This window comes from Kitasatospora sp. NPDC001660 (assembly GCF_053596725.1).
Map to the genome: position 1 here is coordinate 1 of NZ_JBSFGU010000086.1, position 15,612 is coordinate 15,612.

At 69.2% G+C, this 15,612-nt stretch carries 15 protein-coding genes and 3 pseudogenes; 8 read left to right on the forward strand and 10 right to left on the reverse strand.

Features of this window, described 5'->3' with window-relative positions; all coding sequences use genetic code 11:
* Window positions 1–371: 371 nt before the first annotated feature.
* A pseudogene (locus ACWCXH_RS38365) lies at window positions 372–1,310 on the reverse strand (IS110 family transposase); the annotation flags it as partial.
* Here ACWCXH_RS38365 and ACWCXH_RS38370 point away from each other — a divergent pair.
* Window positions 1,300–1,741, forward strand: a pseudogene (locus ACWCXH_RS38370) (ATP-binding protein); the annotation flags it as partial. The pseudogenes ACWCXH_RS38365 and ACWCXH_RS38370 sit on opposite strands and share 11 nt — an antisense overlap.
* A gap of 42 nt (window positions 1,742–1,783) precedes the next feature.
* The gene (locus tag ACWCXH_RS38375) at window positions 1,784–2,296 is read left to right on the forward strand and encodes a DUF1877 domain-containing protein (protein ID WP_449806146.1); all 513 of its coding nucleotides are present in this window, start codon (window positions 1,784–1,786) and stop codon (window positions 2,294–2,296) included.
* Between the two features lie 236 nt (window positions 2,297–2,532).
* Here ACWCXH_RS38375 and ACWCXH_RS38380 read toward each other — a convergent pair whose 3' ends face one another.
* Together ACWCXH_RS38380 and ACWCXH_RS38385 are read right to left on the reverse strand one after the other, a co-directional pair.
* Window positions 2,533–3,261, reverse strand: a complete 729-nt coding sequence (locus tag ACWCXH_RS38380; protein ID WP_449806147.1) for a hypothetical protein — start codon at window positions 3,259–3,261, stop codon at window positions 2,533–2,535.
* A gap of 589 nt (window positions 3,262–3,850) precedes the next feature.
* Window positions 3,851–4,462 carry a hypothetical protein gene (locus ACWCXH_RS38385; RefSeq protein WP_449806148.1) on the reverse strand — a complete coding sequence of 204 codons (612 nt, stop codon included), beginning with the start codon at window positions 4,460–4,462 and terminating at the stop codon, window positions 3,851–3,853.
* A 203-nt stretch (window positions 4,463–4,665) separates the two neighbouring features.
* On the opposite strand from ACWCXH_RS38385, the gene ACWCXH_RS38390 reads away from it, so the two are divergent.
* Together ACWCXH_RS38390 and ACWCXH_RS38395 are read left to right on the forward strand one after the other, a co-directional pair.
* On the forward strand, window positions 4,666–5,505 hold the full coding sequence (locus ACWCXH_RS38390) for a hypothetical protein (RefSeq protein WP_449806149.1): 840 nt from the start codon (window positions 4,666–4,668) through the stop codon (window positions 5,503–5,505).
* 87 nt (window positions 5,506–5,592) lie between these two features.
* Window positions 5,593–6,450 carry an immunity 49 family protein gene (locus ACWCXH_RS38395; RefSeq protein WP_449806150.1) on the forward strand — a complete coding sequence of 286 codons (858 nt, stop codon included), beginning with the start codon at window positions 5,593–5,595 and terminating at the stop codon, window positions 6,448–6,450.
* An 85-nt stretch (window positions 6,451–6,535) separates the two neighbouring features.
* Here the strand turns inward: ACWCXH_RS38395 and ACWCXH_RS38400 are convergent, their stop codons facing one another.
* Window positions 6,536–6,727 carry a hypothetical protein gene (locus ACWCXH_RS38400; RefSeq protein WP_449806151.1) on the reverse strand — a complete coding sequence of 64 codons (192 nt, stop codon included), beginning with the start codon at window positions 6,725–6,727 and terminating at the stop codon, window positions 6,536–6,538.
* Window positions 6,728–7,084: 357 nt separating this feature from the next.
* Here ACWCXH_RS38400 and ACWCXH_RS38405 point away from each other — a divergent pair, with 357 nt between their 5' ends.
* Together ACWCXH_RS38405 and ACWCXH_RS38410 are read left to right on the forward strand one after the other, a co-directional pair.
* Entirely contained in the window at window positions 7,085–7,684 is a 600-nt protein-coding gene (locus tag ACWCXH_RS38405) for a hypothetical protein (RefSeq protein ID WP_449806152.1), read from the forward strand.
* Between the two features lie 95 nt (window positions 7,685–7,779).
* The gene (locus ACWCXH_RS38410; RefSeq protein WP_449806153.1) at window positions 7,780–8,460 is read left to right on the forward strand and encodes a hypothetical protein; all 681 of its coding nucleotides are present in this window, start codon (window positions 7,780–7,782) and stop codon (window positions 8,458–8,460) included.
* 77 nt (window positions 8,461–8,537) lie between these two features.
* On the opposite strand, the gene ACWCXH_RS38415 is transcribed toward ACWCXH_RS38410, so the two are convergent.
* The 3 genes from ACWCXH_RS38415 to ACWCXH_RS38425 form a co-directional block, all read right to left on the reverse strand.
* Window positions 8,538–10,049: an ISKra4 family transposase gene (locus tag ACWCXH_RS38415; RefSeq protein ID WP_449806160.1), complete on the reverse strand. Its 1,512-nt coding sequence runs from the start codon at window positions 10,047–10,049 to the stop codon at window positions 8,538–8,540.
* Between the two features lie 5 nt (window positions 10,050–10,054).
* Window positions 10,055–10,513 carry a hypothetical protein gene (locus ACWCXH_RS38420; protein WP_449806154.1) on the reverse strand — a complete coding sequence of 153 codons (459 nt, stop codon included), beginning with the start codon at window positions 10,511–10,513 and terminating at the stop codon, window positions 10,055–10,057.
* A gap of 236 nt (window positions 10,514–10,749) precedes the next feature.
* Window positions 10,750–11,721, reverse strand: a complete 972-nt coding sequence (locus ACWCXH_RS38425; RefSeq protein ID WP_449806155.1) for a DMT family transporter — start codon at window positions 11,719–11,721, stop codon at window positions 10,750–10,752.
* 327 nt (window positions 11,722–12,048) lie between these two features.
* On the opposite strand from ACWCXH_RS38425, the gene ACWCXH_RS38430 reads away from it, so the two are divergent.
* The gene (locus tag ACWCXH_RS38430) at window positions 12,049–12,513 is read left to right on the forward strand and encodes a transposase (protein ID WP_449806156.1); all 465 of its coding nucleotides are present in this window, start codon (window positions 12,049–12,051) and stop codon (window positions 12,511–12,513) included.
* A 135-nt stretch (window positions 12,514–12,648) separates the two neighbouring features.
* On the opposite strand, the gene ACWCXH_RS38435 is transcribed toward ACWCXH_RS38430, so the two are convergent.
* The 3 genes and pseudogenes from ACWCXH_RS38435 to ACWCXH_RS38445 form a co-directional block, all read right to left on the reverse strand.
* On the reverse strand, window positions 12,649–13,452 hold the full coding sequence (locus ACWCXH_RS38435; protein WP_449806157.1) for a transposase: 804 nt from the start codon (window positions 13,450–13,452) through the stop codon (window positions 12,649–12,651).
* 203 nt (window positions 13,453–13,655) lie between these two features.
* A pseudogene (locus tag ACWCXH_RS38440) lies at window positions 13,656–13,781 on the reverse strand (transposase); the annotation flags it as partial.
* Between the two features lie 282 nt (window positions 13,782–14,063).
* Window positions 14,064–14,630: a hypothetical protein gene (locus ACWCXH_RS38445; RefSeq protein WP_449806158.1), complete on the reverse strand. Its 567-nt coding sequence runs from the start codon at window positions 14,628–14,630 to the stop codon at window positions 14,064–14,066.
* A 117-nt stretch (window positions 14,631–14,747) separates the two neighbouring features.
* Between ACWCXH_RS38445 and ACWCXH_RS38450 the strand changes: the two genes are divergently transcribed.
* A complete protein-coding gene (locus ACWCXH_RS38450; RefSeq protein ID WP_449806159.1) occupies window positions 14,748–15,383 on the forward strand; it encodes a TetR/AcrR family transcriptional regulator in 636 nt (211 codons plus the stop codon).
* Window positions 15,384–15,612 lie beyond the last annotated feature (229 nt).

Genomic DNA, 15,612 nt, shown 5'->3' on the forward strand with positions numbered 1-15,612 from the left:
TGGCTTCTTCTTCCCCATGCTCTCCATGATGGACATCATCCTTACCGGGGCCGAAGCCCCTGATCAGGGGTGTCCGTCAAAGCGAATCAAGCCCACCAGTGCTGAAACAGAGCCTGGCATGGCTGGTGAAGGGATAGAACCGGCCGAGCGCGCTGTTCCGCGCAGCGTCAACGAGGGCCCCCATGATCGGCGGTACCCATGTCTCAGCGGAGCCTCGGGACCGGTCGTCCCACTGCGCCGCGACACGCGCCTGAAAGTCCCACTCGGCCTCGACCGAGTCACGGGATTCCTGCTCTGGGTCCATGCTCTGATCCCCCTCCAGAATCCTTGCGGCACGCTACCGCCCGGGGCATGGAGTCTCAACGACCATGTCAGGCCGCTTGCGCGGCCGGCGGGGCGGTTGTGAACACCTGATTGTCGCGCAGGAGAGCCCAGAGCACATCGGCACGCCGGCGCGCGAGAGCGATGACGGCCTGGACGTGCTTGAGTCCCTCGCCGCGTTTCTTCAGATAGAAGTCACGGTTCGGACCGTCGCGGACGATGCTGACCTGCGCTGACATGTAGAAGACCCTCCGCAGGCGACGGCTGTACCGCTTCGGCCGGTGAAGATTGCCGGTGCGGCGTCCGGAGTCGCGAGGTACGGGCACGAGCCCCGCTGCCGAGGCCAGATGGCCGGCGTCCGCGTAGGCGGACAGCTCGCCGGCGGCGACGATGAACTCGGCGCCGAGTATCGGCCCCATGCCGGGCAGAGACTCGATGATCTCGGCCTGCGGATGTGTGCGGAACGTGTCGCGGATCTGCTTGTCGATCTGCTTGATCCGGCCGTCCAGGGCCAGGATCTGCGTGGCCAGGTCAGCGACAATCGCTGCTGCGACGTCCTCACCAGGCAGCACGGTTCGTTGGGCGTCGGCGGCCTCCAGCGCGGTGGCGGCCACCGCATCGGCACCATGGACGCTTCGGTTGGCCAGCCAGGCCGTCAGACGAGCCCGGCCACGGCGGCGGAGAGCCGCTGAGGACCGGTAGCCCGTCAGCAGGACCAGGGCGCCCTTGTGCGCGGAGTAGTCGAAGGCTCGCTCCAAAGCGGGGAAGATGCCGGTCAGCACGTCACGAAGCTGGTTGATCATCCGCACTCGGTCGGCCATCAGGTCCGACCGGTGGGCGGTCAGCAGGGCGAGGCCGGCAGCAAACTGGGCAGGTACGTCGATCGCTGTGAAGTCGCGACGCTGGCGCGCGGTCTAGGCGATGACGTAGCTGTCACGAGCGTCGGTCTTGGCTTCGCCTCGGTAGGCGCCGGACATGCGATTGACGGTCTCCTTCCAACGGCGCCTGCAGAAGGCGAAATTCGAGCAGCAGGTCACCCTGGAGGAGTTCGACTTCGCGGCCTCCCCGAAGCTGCCGGCAGCCCAGATCCGCGACCTGGCGGCCCTGCGCTGGCTCCACGCCGGCGAGTCCGTAATTCTGTTCGGCCCGGTCGGGGTCGGAAAAACACATGTCGCTCAGGCCCTCGGGCATCTGGCCGTTCGGCAAGGCGCGAACGTCCGCTTCGCCAAGATCAGCCGTGTCCTGGCAGATCTGGCCGGCGGGCACGCGGAGCGCTCCGCTGTTCCCGAACCCCGTCGTCGCCGAGTCGCTCCTGGACCGGCTGATCAACACCAGTTACCAGGTCATCATGAACGGACCCAGCTACCGGCCCAACAAACGATCCAAGAACCCGACCGACAGGACCGACGGACCCAGATGAAGTAGCGGCAAATCCGGTGGACAGCGTCGCGATACTGCCGTCATGGCCATCACCCAACAACTTGCCCGAGTCTCGGCGGAGTACCTCGCCGCCTGCCGTCAGTCAGCCGACGAATCACCCGACGGAGATCATCGCTGGGATCCGCCGTCCGCGGACTGTCTGGATCTGGACTGGGCACCGGCCATGCTGGAGCGTGCCTGCGAACTCACGCGACTCGACGCTGTCCACCTGGAGGCGCTCAAGCGCGCGACCGATGGCGACGGCGGCATCGATCTGGATTTCCTCAACGCGAACCCACATGCGATCGCTTTCTTCAGCAACTCCACTCCGACGGCCCTCTGTCCAGACGCAGTTGCCCGAGTGTCGGCACTGCTCGGAGAGATCGATATGCAGGCGATCCTCCAGTCGGTCCTGGACAGCGACGCGGGACCCAAGCTCGGCTACGGGTTCATCGGCGATCCAACGGAGTACCTGCTGGGCCACTTCGGTGCGCTACGTGAGTTCTACGCGGAGGCTGCCCGGAGGGACCTTCTCGTCGTGCTGTGGTGGGACTGACCCAGTAGGCCTCCCCGATCAGCCGACAGCAGGGACCGGAGCGGCCGGCTCAAGCCGGCGGGCAGGGCATGGGGAATTACGTGACCACAGCCGTGGGGAGTTACCGGCTCTGTCGCTGATCTTGTGATGTGGGCGTCTCTCCTATGAGCCTTGGCGAGTCAGCCCTGGCCGGCGCTGCGGAGCGCAACCGAGATGTGACTGAATCCGAGGAACGACGATCCGACCGCCTTCTCGTATCACGAAGACTCCCAGTAGAAGCGTCCCTCCAACCGGTCGGGGCTGAGGAAGCCGAAGCCGTACCCGTATCCGAAGTTGAGGAAGTACCTGTCACCGTCGGCAGGGCTGTCCTGAAGCCGGATGAAGAAGAGCCACGGCTCCTCGACCTGCGCTGTTGTATGCGGGAACGACGCAGTCCCGCCGAGATACTCCACCAGGTCGGCGCCGAAGAATTCGACGTCGTCAGGACTGTCGCCGCGCATGAACGCCTCCCACGCCACGTCGCGGGCCACCTGCCGCTCAAGGTGATCCGGCACTGTCGCGAAGTCCACATAGAACTCGACAGGGATCTCCTCTTCGTCGGGGCCCCACCGCCACAGGGTTCGACCGCGGGTGTCGGTGTCTCCGATGGACGCGAACGGCGGGATCCGGCCGCCAGGCTGCACGAGCAGTAGGCCGTCACCATCCTGCGGGCCGAGGCCGCCCATAATGCGGCCGTCCTCTCCGACAAAGAGGTACGCGAGCCGGAGCTCGTCCCCAGGCACCGGAAACTGGCCGATGAACACCAGGGGGTGGCCAGTGACCGGATCAACTGGCCAGCAGGCCTCCTCGAGCCAGACCGGCTCGCCACCGAGCTTCGCGACCGGCGCGGTGATGGGCTCGTCCGCTGCCCGGAGTGTCAACGTCAGCCGTGGCAAGAACGCCGCGTCATAGGGGCCGCGCGCCCCCGCAGATGGTCGCAAAAACATGGTGAGAGCCTACGGCTGCGCGATGACAGATCGGGACGGTGTCCCCACGCTCGGCCTGGCCCAAGCCGGCGCTTGGACCGATCGGACGCCTCCAATGTCACAAGATCAGCGACAGAGCCGAATTACCTGACCGTCGACAAGGAGGCCGAACAGAGCCCGCAACTGCTCATCGGCCCCGCCGGGGGCAGTCAGCGGACCCGGTCTCGACGCCCACCGCTCGCGACGGCCCGTGGCGACCTCGACGGCGTGGACCAGCCGTTCGTAGTCCGTCGCCGACAGCACCGTCTTCTCCCCGGACTCCAGAATCCGGGCCAGCCACCACCGCCGCCAATGAGGCCTGCGGTCGCGCCCTTGTCCGGTGCGGCAGTTCGTTCGCGGCGGGGCGCCGCAGCGGGGGCAGGTCCACTGTCCGGTCGTCATGGTGCCTGATCGTAGGGTCGCGCCTTCCCGTGCGGCGGGGGTTCGCCGGTACGCAGGCGCGCCATCCCGGTGCGGCCGAGCGAGCCCAGCTGACCGACGGCGCAGTGCGCCGGGCTGTCGCTGGCGCCGCTGGGCATCCGCCCCGCAGAGCGGTGAACCGGCTGTTCCGTTACCGGAGGCCGATGAGGCCCCAGCCGCGGGACTCGGCTCCGGTAACCACCTCGCCCCACTCGTGCAGGAGTGCGGCGGCGGCGTCGAAGGTGGCGGGCCGGCCGGCCCAGCCGGCGCACTCGGCGTCGAACGGGGCGCGGAGTTCCTCCAGCCTCGGTGCGGCCGTCTCCCAGGCGCGGGCGAGGGCGGGGACCTCGTCCGGGGTGCAGAGCAGGAGCACGTGCGGGCGCCAGGGTGAGGGGTCGTCGGGGAAACCGGCGGCCGGTGCGGGGCCGTCGTCCGGGGCTTCGGGGACCAGGGCGCCGAGGAAGCGGTCGAGGGCCGCCCGCATGTCGGGAGCCGCCGATCGCCTGATGTCCGCCCAGGCGGCGGCCAGGCGCCAGTGAAAGCTGTAGGCGCCGGTGGTCCCGAAGAACTGATAGCGGGCGCACCAGGCCGGCTCCGGCGGCCAGACCCAGCCACCGGGCTGGGCGACGGCCAGGGCGGCCGGGTCCGCATCGCTCCAGGGGACGGGGAACGCGGTGTCGTCCAGCACGTCCAGTCGCTCGTCCGCCGGTATCCGGGCCAGCCGGTTCCAGTCGGCCATGACCACGGTGATGTCGAGTCCCATCCGCGCAGGTTAGCAACCGGGTACCTGGCCGACGCCGCAGACGTCTCGTGGACCCGAGACCTGATGAGCGGCCCTCGCTGAGCTGACGGCGACGCCCCTGCCGAAAGTCCCGTAGGGCCTCCCACGCAGAGTCGGCCTCGGGATGTTGTCGGAGGGCTGTGGGAGCATCGTCGGGTCGGACGATAGAGGGAGCGACCAGGGCCATGGATTGGGATGACGTCAAGTCGTCCTCGGAGTACGGGCTCGGGTGGGCCGGCGCGACCCTCGACCTCGTCGCGGTCTCCGATCCGGTCACCGCGCTCGCGCCCGGCTCCAAGCCCACCCTACGGGCCATCGCGAGCCTTCACCCGGCGACCGACCGTCAGACCGACGCCGATCAGCACCCCCACGTCGTCTTCGGCGACGCGCCGGTCTGCCGGGACAACCGCCCCTCGCCCCCGCTGACCGACCTCCTGACGGACCTCACGGGCACCTCCGGCAGCTTCTACGACTACGAGGACTGCACGATGACCCGGCCCTCCGCCCTCGGCGACGACCTCTTCGTCGTCCCCGTCTTCGGCAGGACCTTCCGGTCGGGCAGCCGCGGCCAGGAGTTCAGCTTCGCGCTCCTCGACGACCAGGGCACGCTGCGCGGCCGTCTGGAAGGCCTGCACCGCCACGACGACAGCCCGTTCACCGGCCTCGACTTCACCGTCGCCTCCGACCCGCACCGCGGCCGCGCCTACCACCTCAACCGCTACGGCCTCTACGCCTGGACCGCCGACGGCGCCCTGCGCTCCCGGATCTCCACCGCGGTCAAGCCCTTCACGGCCCTGAAGAACTTCGAGCTGCTGGACTGCACTCCAGCCGGCGAGGTTCTCCTTGTCCACCGCAAGCAGCGCCTGCTGCTGCGCGTGCCGGTGCCGCAGGACCTCGACACCCTTCCCGCCGCCGTCGAGACCGCCCTCAAGGGCTACGGTTCCGGGCGCCTCGCGCTGAAGAAGCTGTACGCGCCGGTCGACTGGTGCTGGCTGGACTCCCCCGAGCCGGTGTTCCACCACTGAGCGCACCCGCCCGCAGGCCCGTGCGCGGGCTCTCTGGGACGCCAGGGTGCCGTGCTGACCATTCGACATGACCGAGGAGATCCGTCCGTGACCGTGGCCGTTGCCCGCCACTTCGTACCCGAGCCCGATGGGCAGGCGTTCGCCGTCCAGTTGAGCGAGCGGGTGAACCGACGCGTCGACGGGCTCGAAGAGTCGGCCGCAATGATCGACTTCGCGTTCAGCACCGCCCTCCTCGCCCTGCGGGCCCACTGCGCGGTGGACCTGGAGGGGGCCCGGCTGGAGACGTGGAAGGCGGCGGTCACGGCGATGCAGGTCGGCTCGGCGCTGTTCGCCGTGACCGGCGCGAGCGAGGGCACCGTCGAGTGCTTCATCAACGGCCGGCCCCGCGCCGTCCCGGCGGTCGGCCGGCAGTCGTACGCGGACGCGGACCACTGGCTGTCCGCCTTCTGGCTGGCCGTCGTCTGCCGCGACAAGGAGCGCATGAGGCAGCTGTGCGAGATCCCGCTGGACCGGCTGCGCACGGTGGAAGGCGTGTACGACGAGTACGTCTACCACTGGATCGACGTCCAGCAGAGCTACTGGCTGCGCCGGCCCGGCCTGGTCGACAAGCTCATCGCCACGATCGAGGCCGCGAGCCCTGAGACCGCCGTTGTCACCCCGCCCGGCGTGCTGGACGGGCTGATGTACCCGCCGATCCACCTGTTCTACCTGCTCGTGCGCGGGCGTGAGGAGGAGTTCACCCCGGCCCTCGGCAAGGCCCTCGACCTCCACAAGACGTACTGGACGGCGCAGGACACGGAAGACAAGCGGGACGGCGTACTTGCCCTCGGGCCGCTCGCGATGGCGTGCCTCGCGTTCGACTGGAAGTTCCCGGTCGACGTGGAGTCGCCCTACATCCCCAAGTACCTAGTCTCCCGCGGCTGGCTTGGCGAGTTCCCGACGTAATCCGGCGGACGCGCACGCCCGATGGCCCGGCCGCCGACCGCGCATGCCGACGGCCGGGCCATCGCCGGGCGTCCTGGACCGGTTCTCAGCCGAGGGCGTCGAGCGTGGCCCGGTCGAGCGAGACGACCGGTTCCGTGCTCAGGTGGTCATGCCAGGTCCCAAGCGGGACGCGCACGATCGCGAAGTCTGCGACCCGGTTCTCGATGACCAGGCCGCACCAGCCGCCTCGCTCCAGCATCAGCAGCAGCGGCTCGTAGGGGTCGGGAAGGTCCGGCAACGGGACCGTCGTCGTGTCGAGCAGGGTGGCCCAGTGTCTGTCCGACGATGTCGTGGGTCTCGGTTGTCATCAGGTGAACAAGCTGCTGTCACGGCCTGCGAGTTGCGCCTATCACACCCGGTCGGTGGCTGACGTGGGGTCGCTCATTCCTGTGCACACCGCCTCGGTGGGGGTGGGCTGGTGTCCATGACCACCGATCCCGCCTCCACGCCGGGGGTTTCGGGGTCTTCGGGAGGTTCGAGGCGGCCATTGCCCGGCTGCGGCGGGGCGGCGCCAGCGCACGCGCTGGGAGACTGTCCGATGCGAGCCATCAATGCTGGACGGTGAGGATCTGTCGGTCTGTATGACCGTTCGCCTGTGCTGGTGAGTGTTGTTGGGGATGATGGAGCCGGCGTTTTCGTTTCGCCGGAGAGGGGGCGGATCTTCGTGGTGATCGAGTCGGGGTTGGTTGCGGGGTATGTGATCGCGTGGGCGGTGCGCAAGGCGCGTCGTGCGGCCAGCCCCTTGGACGGGGAGGTGGACGCGGTCATCGATGGCTTGCTGGAGCGGCTGCACACGAAGGTGACTACGAAACTCGGCGGGCACCCGGTGTTGGAGGATCTGGCGCAGGAGGCCGCCACCGGCGAGGGCGAGGTGAGTGAGTTGACCCGGCAGCAGGTGGAGCTGGCGGTCACCGCCGCCGCGCGCAAGGATGAGGCGTTCGGCACCGAGGTCGCCGAACTGCTGGCCGGCCTGCAGTCCCCGGAGAAGAAGGCGGGCGGCGCCAACGTGGTGGCCGGTGACGGGGCGCGGGTGTTCACCGGGGACGCCACCGCCACCGCCCGCGACAGCGGGATCGCCTTCGGGCAGGTTGGCGGCGATGTGAACCTCGACCGCGCCCAGCAGCCGCAAGGCAAGCAGACCGAGGGAACGGGGCAAGGGCTGGGCCCTTCGGGGCCGGGCCGGTCACGCCCCTGACCGCACCCGGCACACCCACCGCCGTCGACGCGGCCGCTGTTCGTGGCACGACGCCGGACGGATCAGCCGCTCCGGGCATCCCGCCCCGCGATGCGATGGGCTACGGCGACGCAGCCGGCTTCGGCTACGTCGCCGGGAACGTCGAACTGACGATCCGCCAGCAGCGGGCGCGGAAGCCTTCCCGCCTCCTTCGGGCCAAGTGGACGAGGATCACGATCGCGGTCAGCCTCCTGCCCATCGCCGGGCTCGTGTGGTTCGTCGGTTTCTCCTCAAGGCATTGGCCGGGCCCGCTGCTTAAGTCAGTCGGCCCCGTGGACGCTCCCGCTTGGCTGCCCAAAAGCCCGGACCTCCACGGCGAGAAGGTCCCGGACGACTGCATTCACGGTAGTAAGGGCTTTAGCTCGGTGTACGTGACGGTCGCCGGCAAGACCCTGGGCGTTCTGTACCTGATGGCAAACCACACGAACCCCTTGTGCCAGCTGGTCTGGGCGGAGTTCGACCTGGACAAGGCATACGCGAGCATGAACGGCCGGTTCGGGGCGGACATCGCGCGAGTCGACGTGACCCTCATCGACGGGCCCAACGAACTCACCACCACATGGGGGGATACCTCGGACGAGTACGACCCGACCTCGGCAGGCAACCGTAGCTCCGATCCTTCCGAAAGGAGAATCGAAAGCCGGGGGGCCAATGCCTACGGCACCACCGCCTTCTCCGGGCGGGTCGCCGTCGTGCTGTACCCGACCTCTTGGGGAGGGTTCGCCGGCGGGTGGTGAGTGCTGCCCGCCGGAACTCGCCACGATGATTGCGACGTGAACCGGGATGGGTGCAGATCCAATCGGGGTGTTGTTGATCAGGCCGCGGGGGTGAGCTGGTCGCGGTAGCGGGCCTGGTGGTTGCGGGCGAATTCCCGTTGCTCGTGCCAGGTCCAGTAGGTGTCGAAGTCGCCGTTGCTGCGCAGGGCGCGGAGTTTGAGTACGGCCTCGGCGCCCGCGAGGCCCCAGCGGGCTCCGGTGATGTCCAGGCCGTCCTTGACCAAATGGCGGCAGGCACCCTCGATGATGCCGGTGGCGATCCGCCAGCCGCGGTCCAGGGCGGTGTCGTAGCGCAGGTGGTCGGCCTTGTTGCGCAGGTAGCCGACGGCGGCGTCGATGCCCTTGCGTCGTTTCTTCGTCAACCGGGCGGCACGGGCGGCGAGCTGGAGCTGGGCGGCGACCTGCTCGGCACCGCCCTGGAGGAGGGTGCGGGCATGGCGGGCGACCCAGGCCTCGGCGGCCGGATCGCCAGCCGTGTGCAGGCACCAGGCCGCACCCCGCAGGTACTCGAGGACGTGGATGAGGTCGACGACGATGTGGACCCGCACTCCCCGGCGTGCCGCTTCGGCGGTGACGAGGTCGAGCTGGTGGCGGGCGCCGTCCACGAGCACGACCCAGGGGCGGCGGCGGTCGGGGTCGCGGTGCTCGGCCTGGTCGAAGGCGGCGGCCACGACCCGGGCGGTGGTGTCGTTCACCGACCCGGTCAGCCATTTGGAACGGGCCTTCGGCCCTTCCCGCCGCTCCGGTTCCGGCCCGGGACCCGGGTCCGTGTCGGGGTCGGCAATGATGTCGTCGACCGCGCGGACGGCGGGCTCGGCGTCGTATACCGCAGCGAGAGTCGCCATGCGCTTGCGGTCCAGCTTCTCCCCGCCAGCCAGCCGGGTCCGCATCGCGTTGGCGCCCTTCGCGGCGGCGGCCCTCGCGGTCGCCTCCCGCAACGCCTCCGGCCTTATCACCACGCCCTTTCCGTCGACCGAGAGCACCAGCGTGGTGACGTCGGTGCACGGTGCGGGCACCAGTGCCCGGTAGAAGGCGTCGATGTCCGCCGCGGCGGACACGGCCAGCTCCTGGACCTGCCGGTGCCCGGCTCCGGCGCCGGTGACCGCGTTGATCCGCGTGCACGCCTCGGCGAACGAGCCCCGCGATGCCTCGACGGCGGCAAGCCTGGCCAGGCCGTGGCTGTGCAGCCCCGCGGGCAGGTTCAGGACCGCGTCGGCCGGGTGCAGGTCGGCGACGACGGCGCCGCGGTAGGCGATCCGGGTCACCGTCACCCTTCCTAACACCGTGGATAAGCTCCGCGACCGGCCCCGCTCGATCCGCGTCCGCTCCACTCCGTCGGCGTCCACCACCTCGGGCAGCCGCCGCTCGGTCAGCGCCCGCAGCCGCAGGTGGTCGTCGAACAGCTGCCGGGTCACCTCCCGCATCCGCGATCCCAGCAGCTCTTCCAGCTGGGAGTGCGTCAACGCGGCCGCGTCCGGTTCCCGCAACTCCCCGGCCACCGCGCCGAACAGGATCCGCGAGGCGGCGAACGCGGCCTCGGCCGTCTCCAGGTCGCTCACCAGCCCAGCTTCCGGCCGTCGACCTTGAACAGCCCCGGCGATGTCTCGGCCAGGATCCCGCGCTCGACCAGGCGTTTCAACTTCGCCCGCATACCCTCGACATGACGCGCCTCGGAGCCGATCCCCAGCGCGGCGCACACCTCCTTGCAGCGCATCGAGGCCCCGGACGTCGCGAACAGGCCGATGACCGCCTGGTACTCCGGCGACATCACCGTCACGTCCAGCTCCGCCTCCGCGGCCAGCAGCGCCGAGGCCGCCCCAGCCGGACCGTCCTTGCCGCCGCCAGCCGCTGACGGTCCGTCGGCCAGGACATCGGACACGGTCTCCCGCGTGATCCGCAGTCGGGACAATAGTTCCTCCAGCCGGGACAACTCCGAGGACAGGCCGGTGATCCGCTCACGCAGCCGAGCGACCTCGCCCTGAGCCGCCGCCTCCCTGGCCTCCAGCGCCTCCATCAACGACGGCACCGCACCACCCCACCTCGCCCGGAGCCCGCCCCCATGGCGACCTCGACCCCACCGACGCTACGAGCCAGCCACTGGGCCACACCGCCAAGTTCCAGCGATTCACCCCAACGAGGCACCCTCACAAGATCTGCACCCAACTGATCTGGTGGACCTGACCCGCCTGACCGAGGTGTGAGGTGTGGGGTGCGCGGCTCATCACCGCGCACCCCACACGGCTATCCAGTTCAGGCTGCCGAGGCCTGGGCCAGCCTGGACTCGGCCAATGCCAGACCGGCGATCGCGACCAGCATCAGCACGGTGCCCGCGACCGTCGCCACGGTGAGCCGCTCACCGAGCAGGACCACTGCCAGCACCGCCGCGCTGACCGGCTCGATCAGCATCACCACCGCAGCCGTGGTCGCGCGGACCACCGCGGTTCCCGTGAAGTACAGCGGGTAGGCGAGCGCGGTCGTGACGACAGCCACATAGCCCACGAGCAGAACAACGCGGCCCAGGTGTGCGGTGTGCGGCCAGATTCCGTCAGCGCCGGCGAACGGCAGCATCACGGCCGCACCGATCCCGAAGGACCACATCGTCAGGCTGTACGGCTCCTCGCCGCCGCCGTGGCGGCCGGTCCAACGGCCCAGCAGCGTCGCGATGGCATAGCCGGCAGCGGACACCAGCGCCAGGCCCACCCCCAGAGGGTGAACGACGCCGCGCTGGTTGCCCAGCACGAGCACGGCCAGGCCGGCCAGGGCCCCGACCACGGCCGCCACGCCGCTACGTCCGATTCGCTCGTCGAGGAGCAGACGTCCCCCGAAAGCGGTGAACAGCGGGCCGGCCCCGAGCGTGACAATGGTTCCGACAGCCAGCCCGGTGTCCTTCACGGCACCGAAGTAAGCGGTCTGGAAGACCGCAAGCCCGACCCCTGTGCCCGCGAGCAGCAGGAGCTTTTGACGCATCGGCTGCGGGACACGGGGACGGGACGGGACGGGACGCAGAGCCCGTACCGCAAGCAGCAGCGCCAGGCCGCTGACGAAACGCCAGAATGAGACGGCCATCGGGCCGAAATCGCTGGACCGGTAAACGATGTCCACCGCGGCGCCGGTCGTTCCCCAGGTCGTACCCGCGATCGCCAGGAACGTCAGACCTCGACCGACGGACCGGGACGCCTTGACGGGCCGGGCAGTGGAAGGTTCTACGGCAGTGTCAGACACAGTGCTTCTCCAGATGGAGCGTTGATGGTTGCTGTCTCCCGTGCGAGGGCGCAACTCAACAGCGCGTGCGGCCTGACGAGGCCGCCGCGCGAGTGATGATGGCGCCCCGCTCTAGACGGTGGGAGGCGCGAGCACTGTCGTACGCATGAGCGTCACTCTATGCCAACGGAAGGCAGAGCACGACCTAATCTCATGATCTACCGTCAATTGATCCAGCGCGCAAGAGCATTCCTGGAACAGCGGCGCACCTCCAGGCCGGTCCAGGCCTTCCGGTATCCGCCTTCCCGGGTCCGCTCGCTCGGCCGCGGTACCGGGGCCCCGCACGCGATGGCGGTCAACGACGCCATCGTCGCCATCACTGGTGCCGGCACCCCCGGCGGCGGGATCGGCACCATCGCCGACTGGACCACCGAGGTCGCCGACGCCCTGACCATGGCGGCCGACGCCCGGGGCGGCCTGGTCGGGGCGGTGTTCCACAGCGATCACGGAGCCCAATACGGTAGCTGCCAGTTCGCCTACCTCTGCGACGAGTTGGGCATCACCCGATCGATGGGCGCGGTCGGCACCAGCGCGGACAACGCCGCCTGCGAGAGCTTTTACGCTTTACTCAAGCGCGAGACCCTCAAGGGAGCCCGCTGCTTCCCCGGCGCGGCAGCCTGCCGCCGCGCGGTCTTCCGCTGGCTGAACCGCTACAACTCCTGGCGTCGCCACTCGGCGAACGGCCAGCTCAGCCCCCTCGCCTACGAGCACCAGCACGAGACGAGGACACGTAGCATGGCACTCGTCGCATAACCCCACAAAGGCGGTGTCCACCTATCGGGGCGAAGCCCCCACGGGCCCGGCCGCAGCCGTTTCCCGGAAGTCGGTACGCATGGCAACTCATGAGGCGACGAACCGACTCCAAACCAGCTCACTAGGCGATCTCCGTCAGCCCAGCCGTTCAGGCGGTGCGCGCCACGGGCGATGGGATGCAGCGTGCACCGCCCGCCCGATCCTGCCAGAGCCCCGCTGCGGGCGCGGACCTCGGCGACCGCGGCGGCGACGAGCCCGCCGTCGCTGCCAATGTCGTTGGCGACCCGGGCGAGGACACTTCGCCCTGGCGGTCGGAGACGTGCCGCGACGACCTGTCCGGGCAAGGACGCCGATCCGGTGCTCGGCGGTGTGCTGCTGGGCGATCAGGTCGCGGCCGGCACTCACGTGGCGGCGCCACGCCTCGGCGGTGTACCAGCGGCGCTCACGACTGCGCCGCTGCGCCAGCGACTGAGCGACCGGAGCGACCGAGGACACCTTCGTGCAGCACATCGACAGCGGGTTGGTGGGTCGGTTGCCGCCGAGGCAGAGCATGACGAGGGCGATGATGGCGTCGGCGGTGCGGAAGCCGAAGCCGCGGCGGATGATCAGGCGGGTGTTGGTGTTGGTGGCCTCGATCAGGCCGTTGCTCAACTGCTCGGCGATGGCGGCCGTGATGGCGCCGTAGTGCCGCTTGATCTTCCGCCGCAGGTTCAGGAAGGCGGGGATGAGGCAGCGCTGGCCCGGGCGGGCCAGCGCTCCAGGGCGACGGCGGCCGCCAGCCCTTCGGTCTTCGCGATGCGGTAGACGGTACGCGGGCCTTCCGGCGGGCGCTGATCCCGCCGCGCATGCGGATCCCGGCCTTGCGGTCGGTGCCGATGTATGAGTTCGGCCAGCTTCTGTGAGGCCGTCGAGGTGGTGACGTGCAGGAGGCGTGTGCATCGCCCGCGACCGATCCGGGCGTCGCCACAGCGCATAGTGAGCCCAGGTGTTCGAGGTTCAAGATCGAAGCGCTGCTACGAGATGCAGTCCACGGATGCTCACTTGTGCCATCTGGTGAGCAAGCCCCAGAGTGTGATCATGCGCCGGGCCGCCGTTACTCGGGGGTAGCACCGCAGGCCGATCCGTTCATGGATTGGCTCGCCGGGGTAGAGCTGGTCCATGCCATCCTCGGGCAGGTAGCGGCGTGGGAAGGCGATCCATTCGTCGTGCATCTCGAACAGCACGGCGGTGACCAGTCGCAGGAGCGCGTCGTCGTTGGGGAAGACTCGATTCCGTCCGCCGAACGCAGTGGCTCCATGAGGCGGAGTAAGTCGGGCTGGGGCAAGGCCATCGCGCCGCTCTCACTCAACGAACCTTCCTACTCGGAGAGTTGCGCGATGGCCGTCCCATGGCCCGGGGTCACTCCAGGATCTCTGCTGCACCACTCAAGGGACGCCATCCGATCCACCGCGAGTAACGGCCGAACACCGTATGGAGCCCGTCTCCTTGTGGCGCGATGGTCAGGCCGGTGCGGGGCGTCGGTCCGGCCGACGTCCCGCACCGGCCTCGGATCACTTCTCCCTCAGGAGTTCGACTGAGAGCCAGACCAGTGCGGCGGAGAAACCCGCCAGGCCGATCGGCAGGGTGACGGCGGGCAGGACGCCCCGCAGGCCGATCGGGACGCAGCCGAGGGCATAGAGCAGGACAGCCGGGCGCGGCAGGACCGCGACCCGCCACAGGGCTGCGGCGAACAGCATCGCGCCGATCAGGAAGAGCAGTGAGGATGCCTTGAGCGCCGCCCCGGCCGGACCTCCGAGGAGCGCTGTGACCTGGGCTGCGGGCAGGGCGGGGAAGATCAGGTTGAGGATGAACTCCGCGCCGACCAGGCCGGCCAGGCCGACGAAGTGGATTCCGTATCCGACGAGCCCAAGACGGCCGCCCTGGCCGCGCTGGATGAAGTAGAGCCCGCTGATCGCGACCAGGCCGAAGATCTCGCCCAGCGGGGCGATCACGTGGGTGAGGTCGGAGTTGGCGATCACGCCGCCTCGACGTCCGGCGTTGATCAGCAGGATCAGCGCGCACAGGAAGCCGGCGATGGCCGAGAGCCGGTAGAGCGTGGTGGGTGAGGTCGTGGGCAAGGCCCCTCCTGATATAGCGGCTGTTATTACGCCCGTTATATCAACCTTATTGGGTGGCCGCCAGGGCTTCCACTAGGGTCAATGCAGCCGAACCGGAGTAAGAGGGGAAGTGCACCCATGGCACGCGGCTCCACCGCCGACACCACAGCGAACGCCGAACTGGCCGAGCGACTGGTCACCGCCGCCCTGCGGGTACTGGCCGCGCACGGCGTCGGCGAGCTCACGGTGCGCCGGGTCGCGCAGGAGGCCGGCACCTCGACCATGGGCGTCTACAGCCGCTTCGGCGGACGCTCGGGACTACTGGAGGCGCTGTACCAGCGTAGCTACCATCTGCTCACTCAGGCCCTGGGCGCAGTCCCCGCCACCGACAATCCACTCCATGACCTGCGGGAACTCGCCTACGCCTACCGCGACTTCGCACTGGACGAACCACAACGCTACCTGTTCATGTTCAGCCGCCCCCTGCCGGACTTCGAGCCGACCAGCGGACTGCACGCCGAGGTCCTCCAAGCCGCCTTCGCCCCGGTGATCGGGGCGACGCGCCGCTCAGGCGCCCAGGGCCCAGCCGCCACCCGGGCCGCGTACTGCCTCTGGTGCGTGATGCACGGCCTGGTCGGCCTCGAACTCACCGACGTCCTTCGCGCACCCCTCACCACCTGGGGCATCACCGGCGAGGACACCGCCGCCGCCGAGCGGATGTACCGCGCCGGAGTACAAGCGATGATCACTGGACTGGAACTCGGCCACCCCTAGCCAGGCCCCGGACCCGCGCCGCACCCTGGCGGTCGAAATGATCGGGTTCTCGCAACTCTCGCTCAACGGGCACGCCCACTCGGAGAGTTGCGCGGTGGCTGCCCCATGACTAGGCGTTGCTCCAAGATCCCTGCTACACCTCCTAATGAGGTTGTCAAGCTGCGGCAGTGACAGAAAGGTTGCTTCGGTAGCACTTTCCGTCACGAATGAGAGCCCACAGGACGTTCAC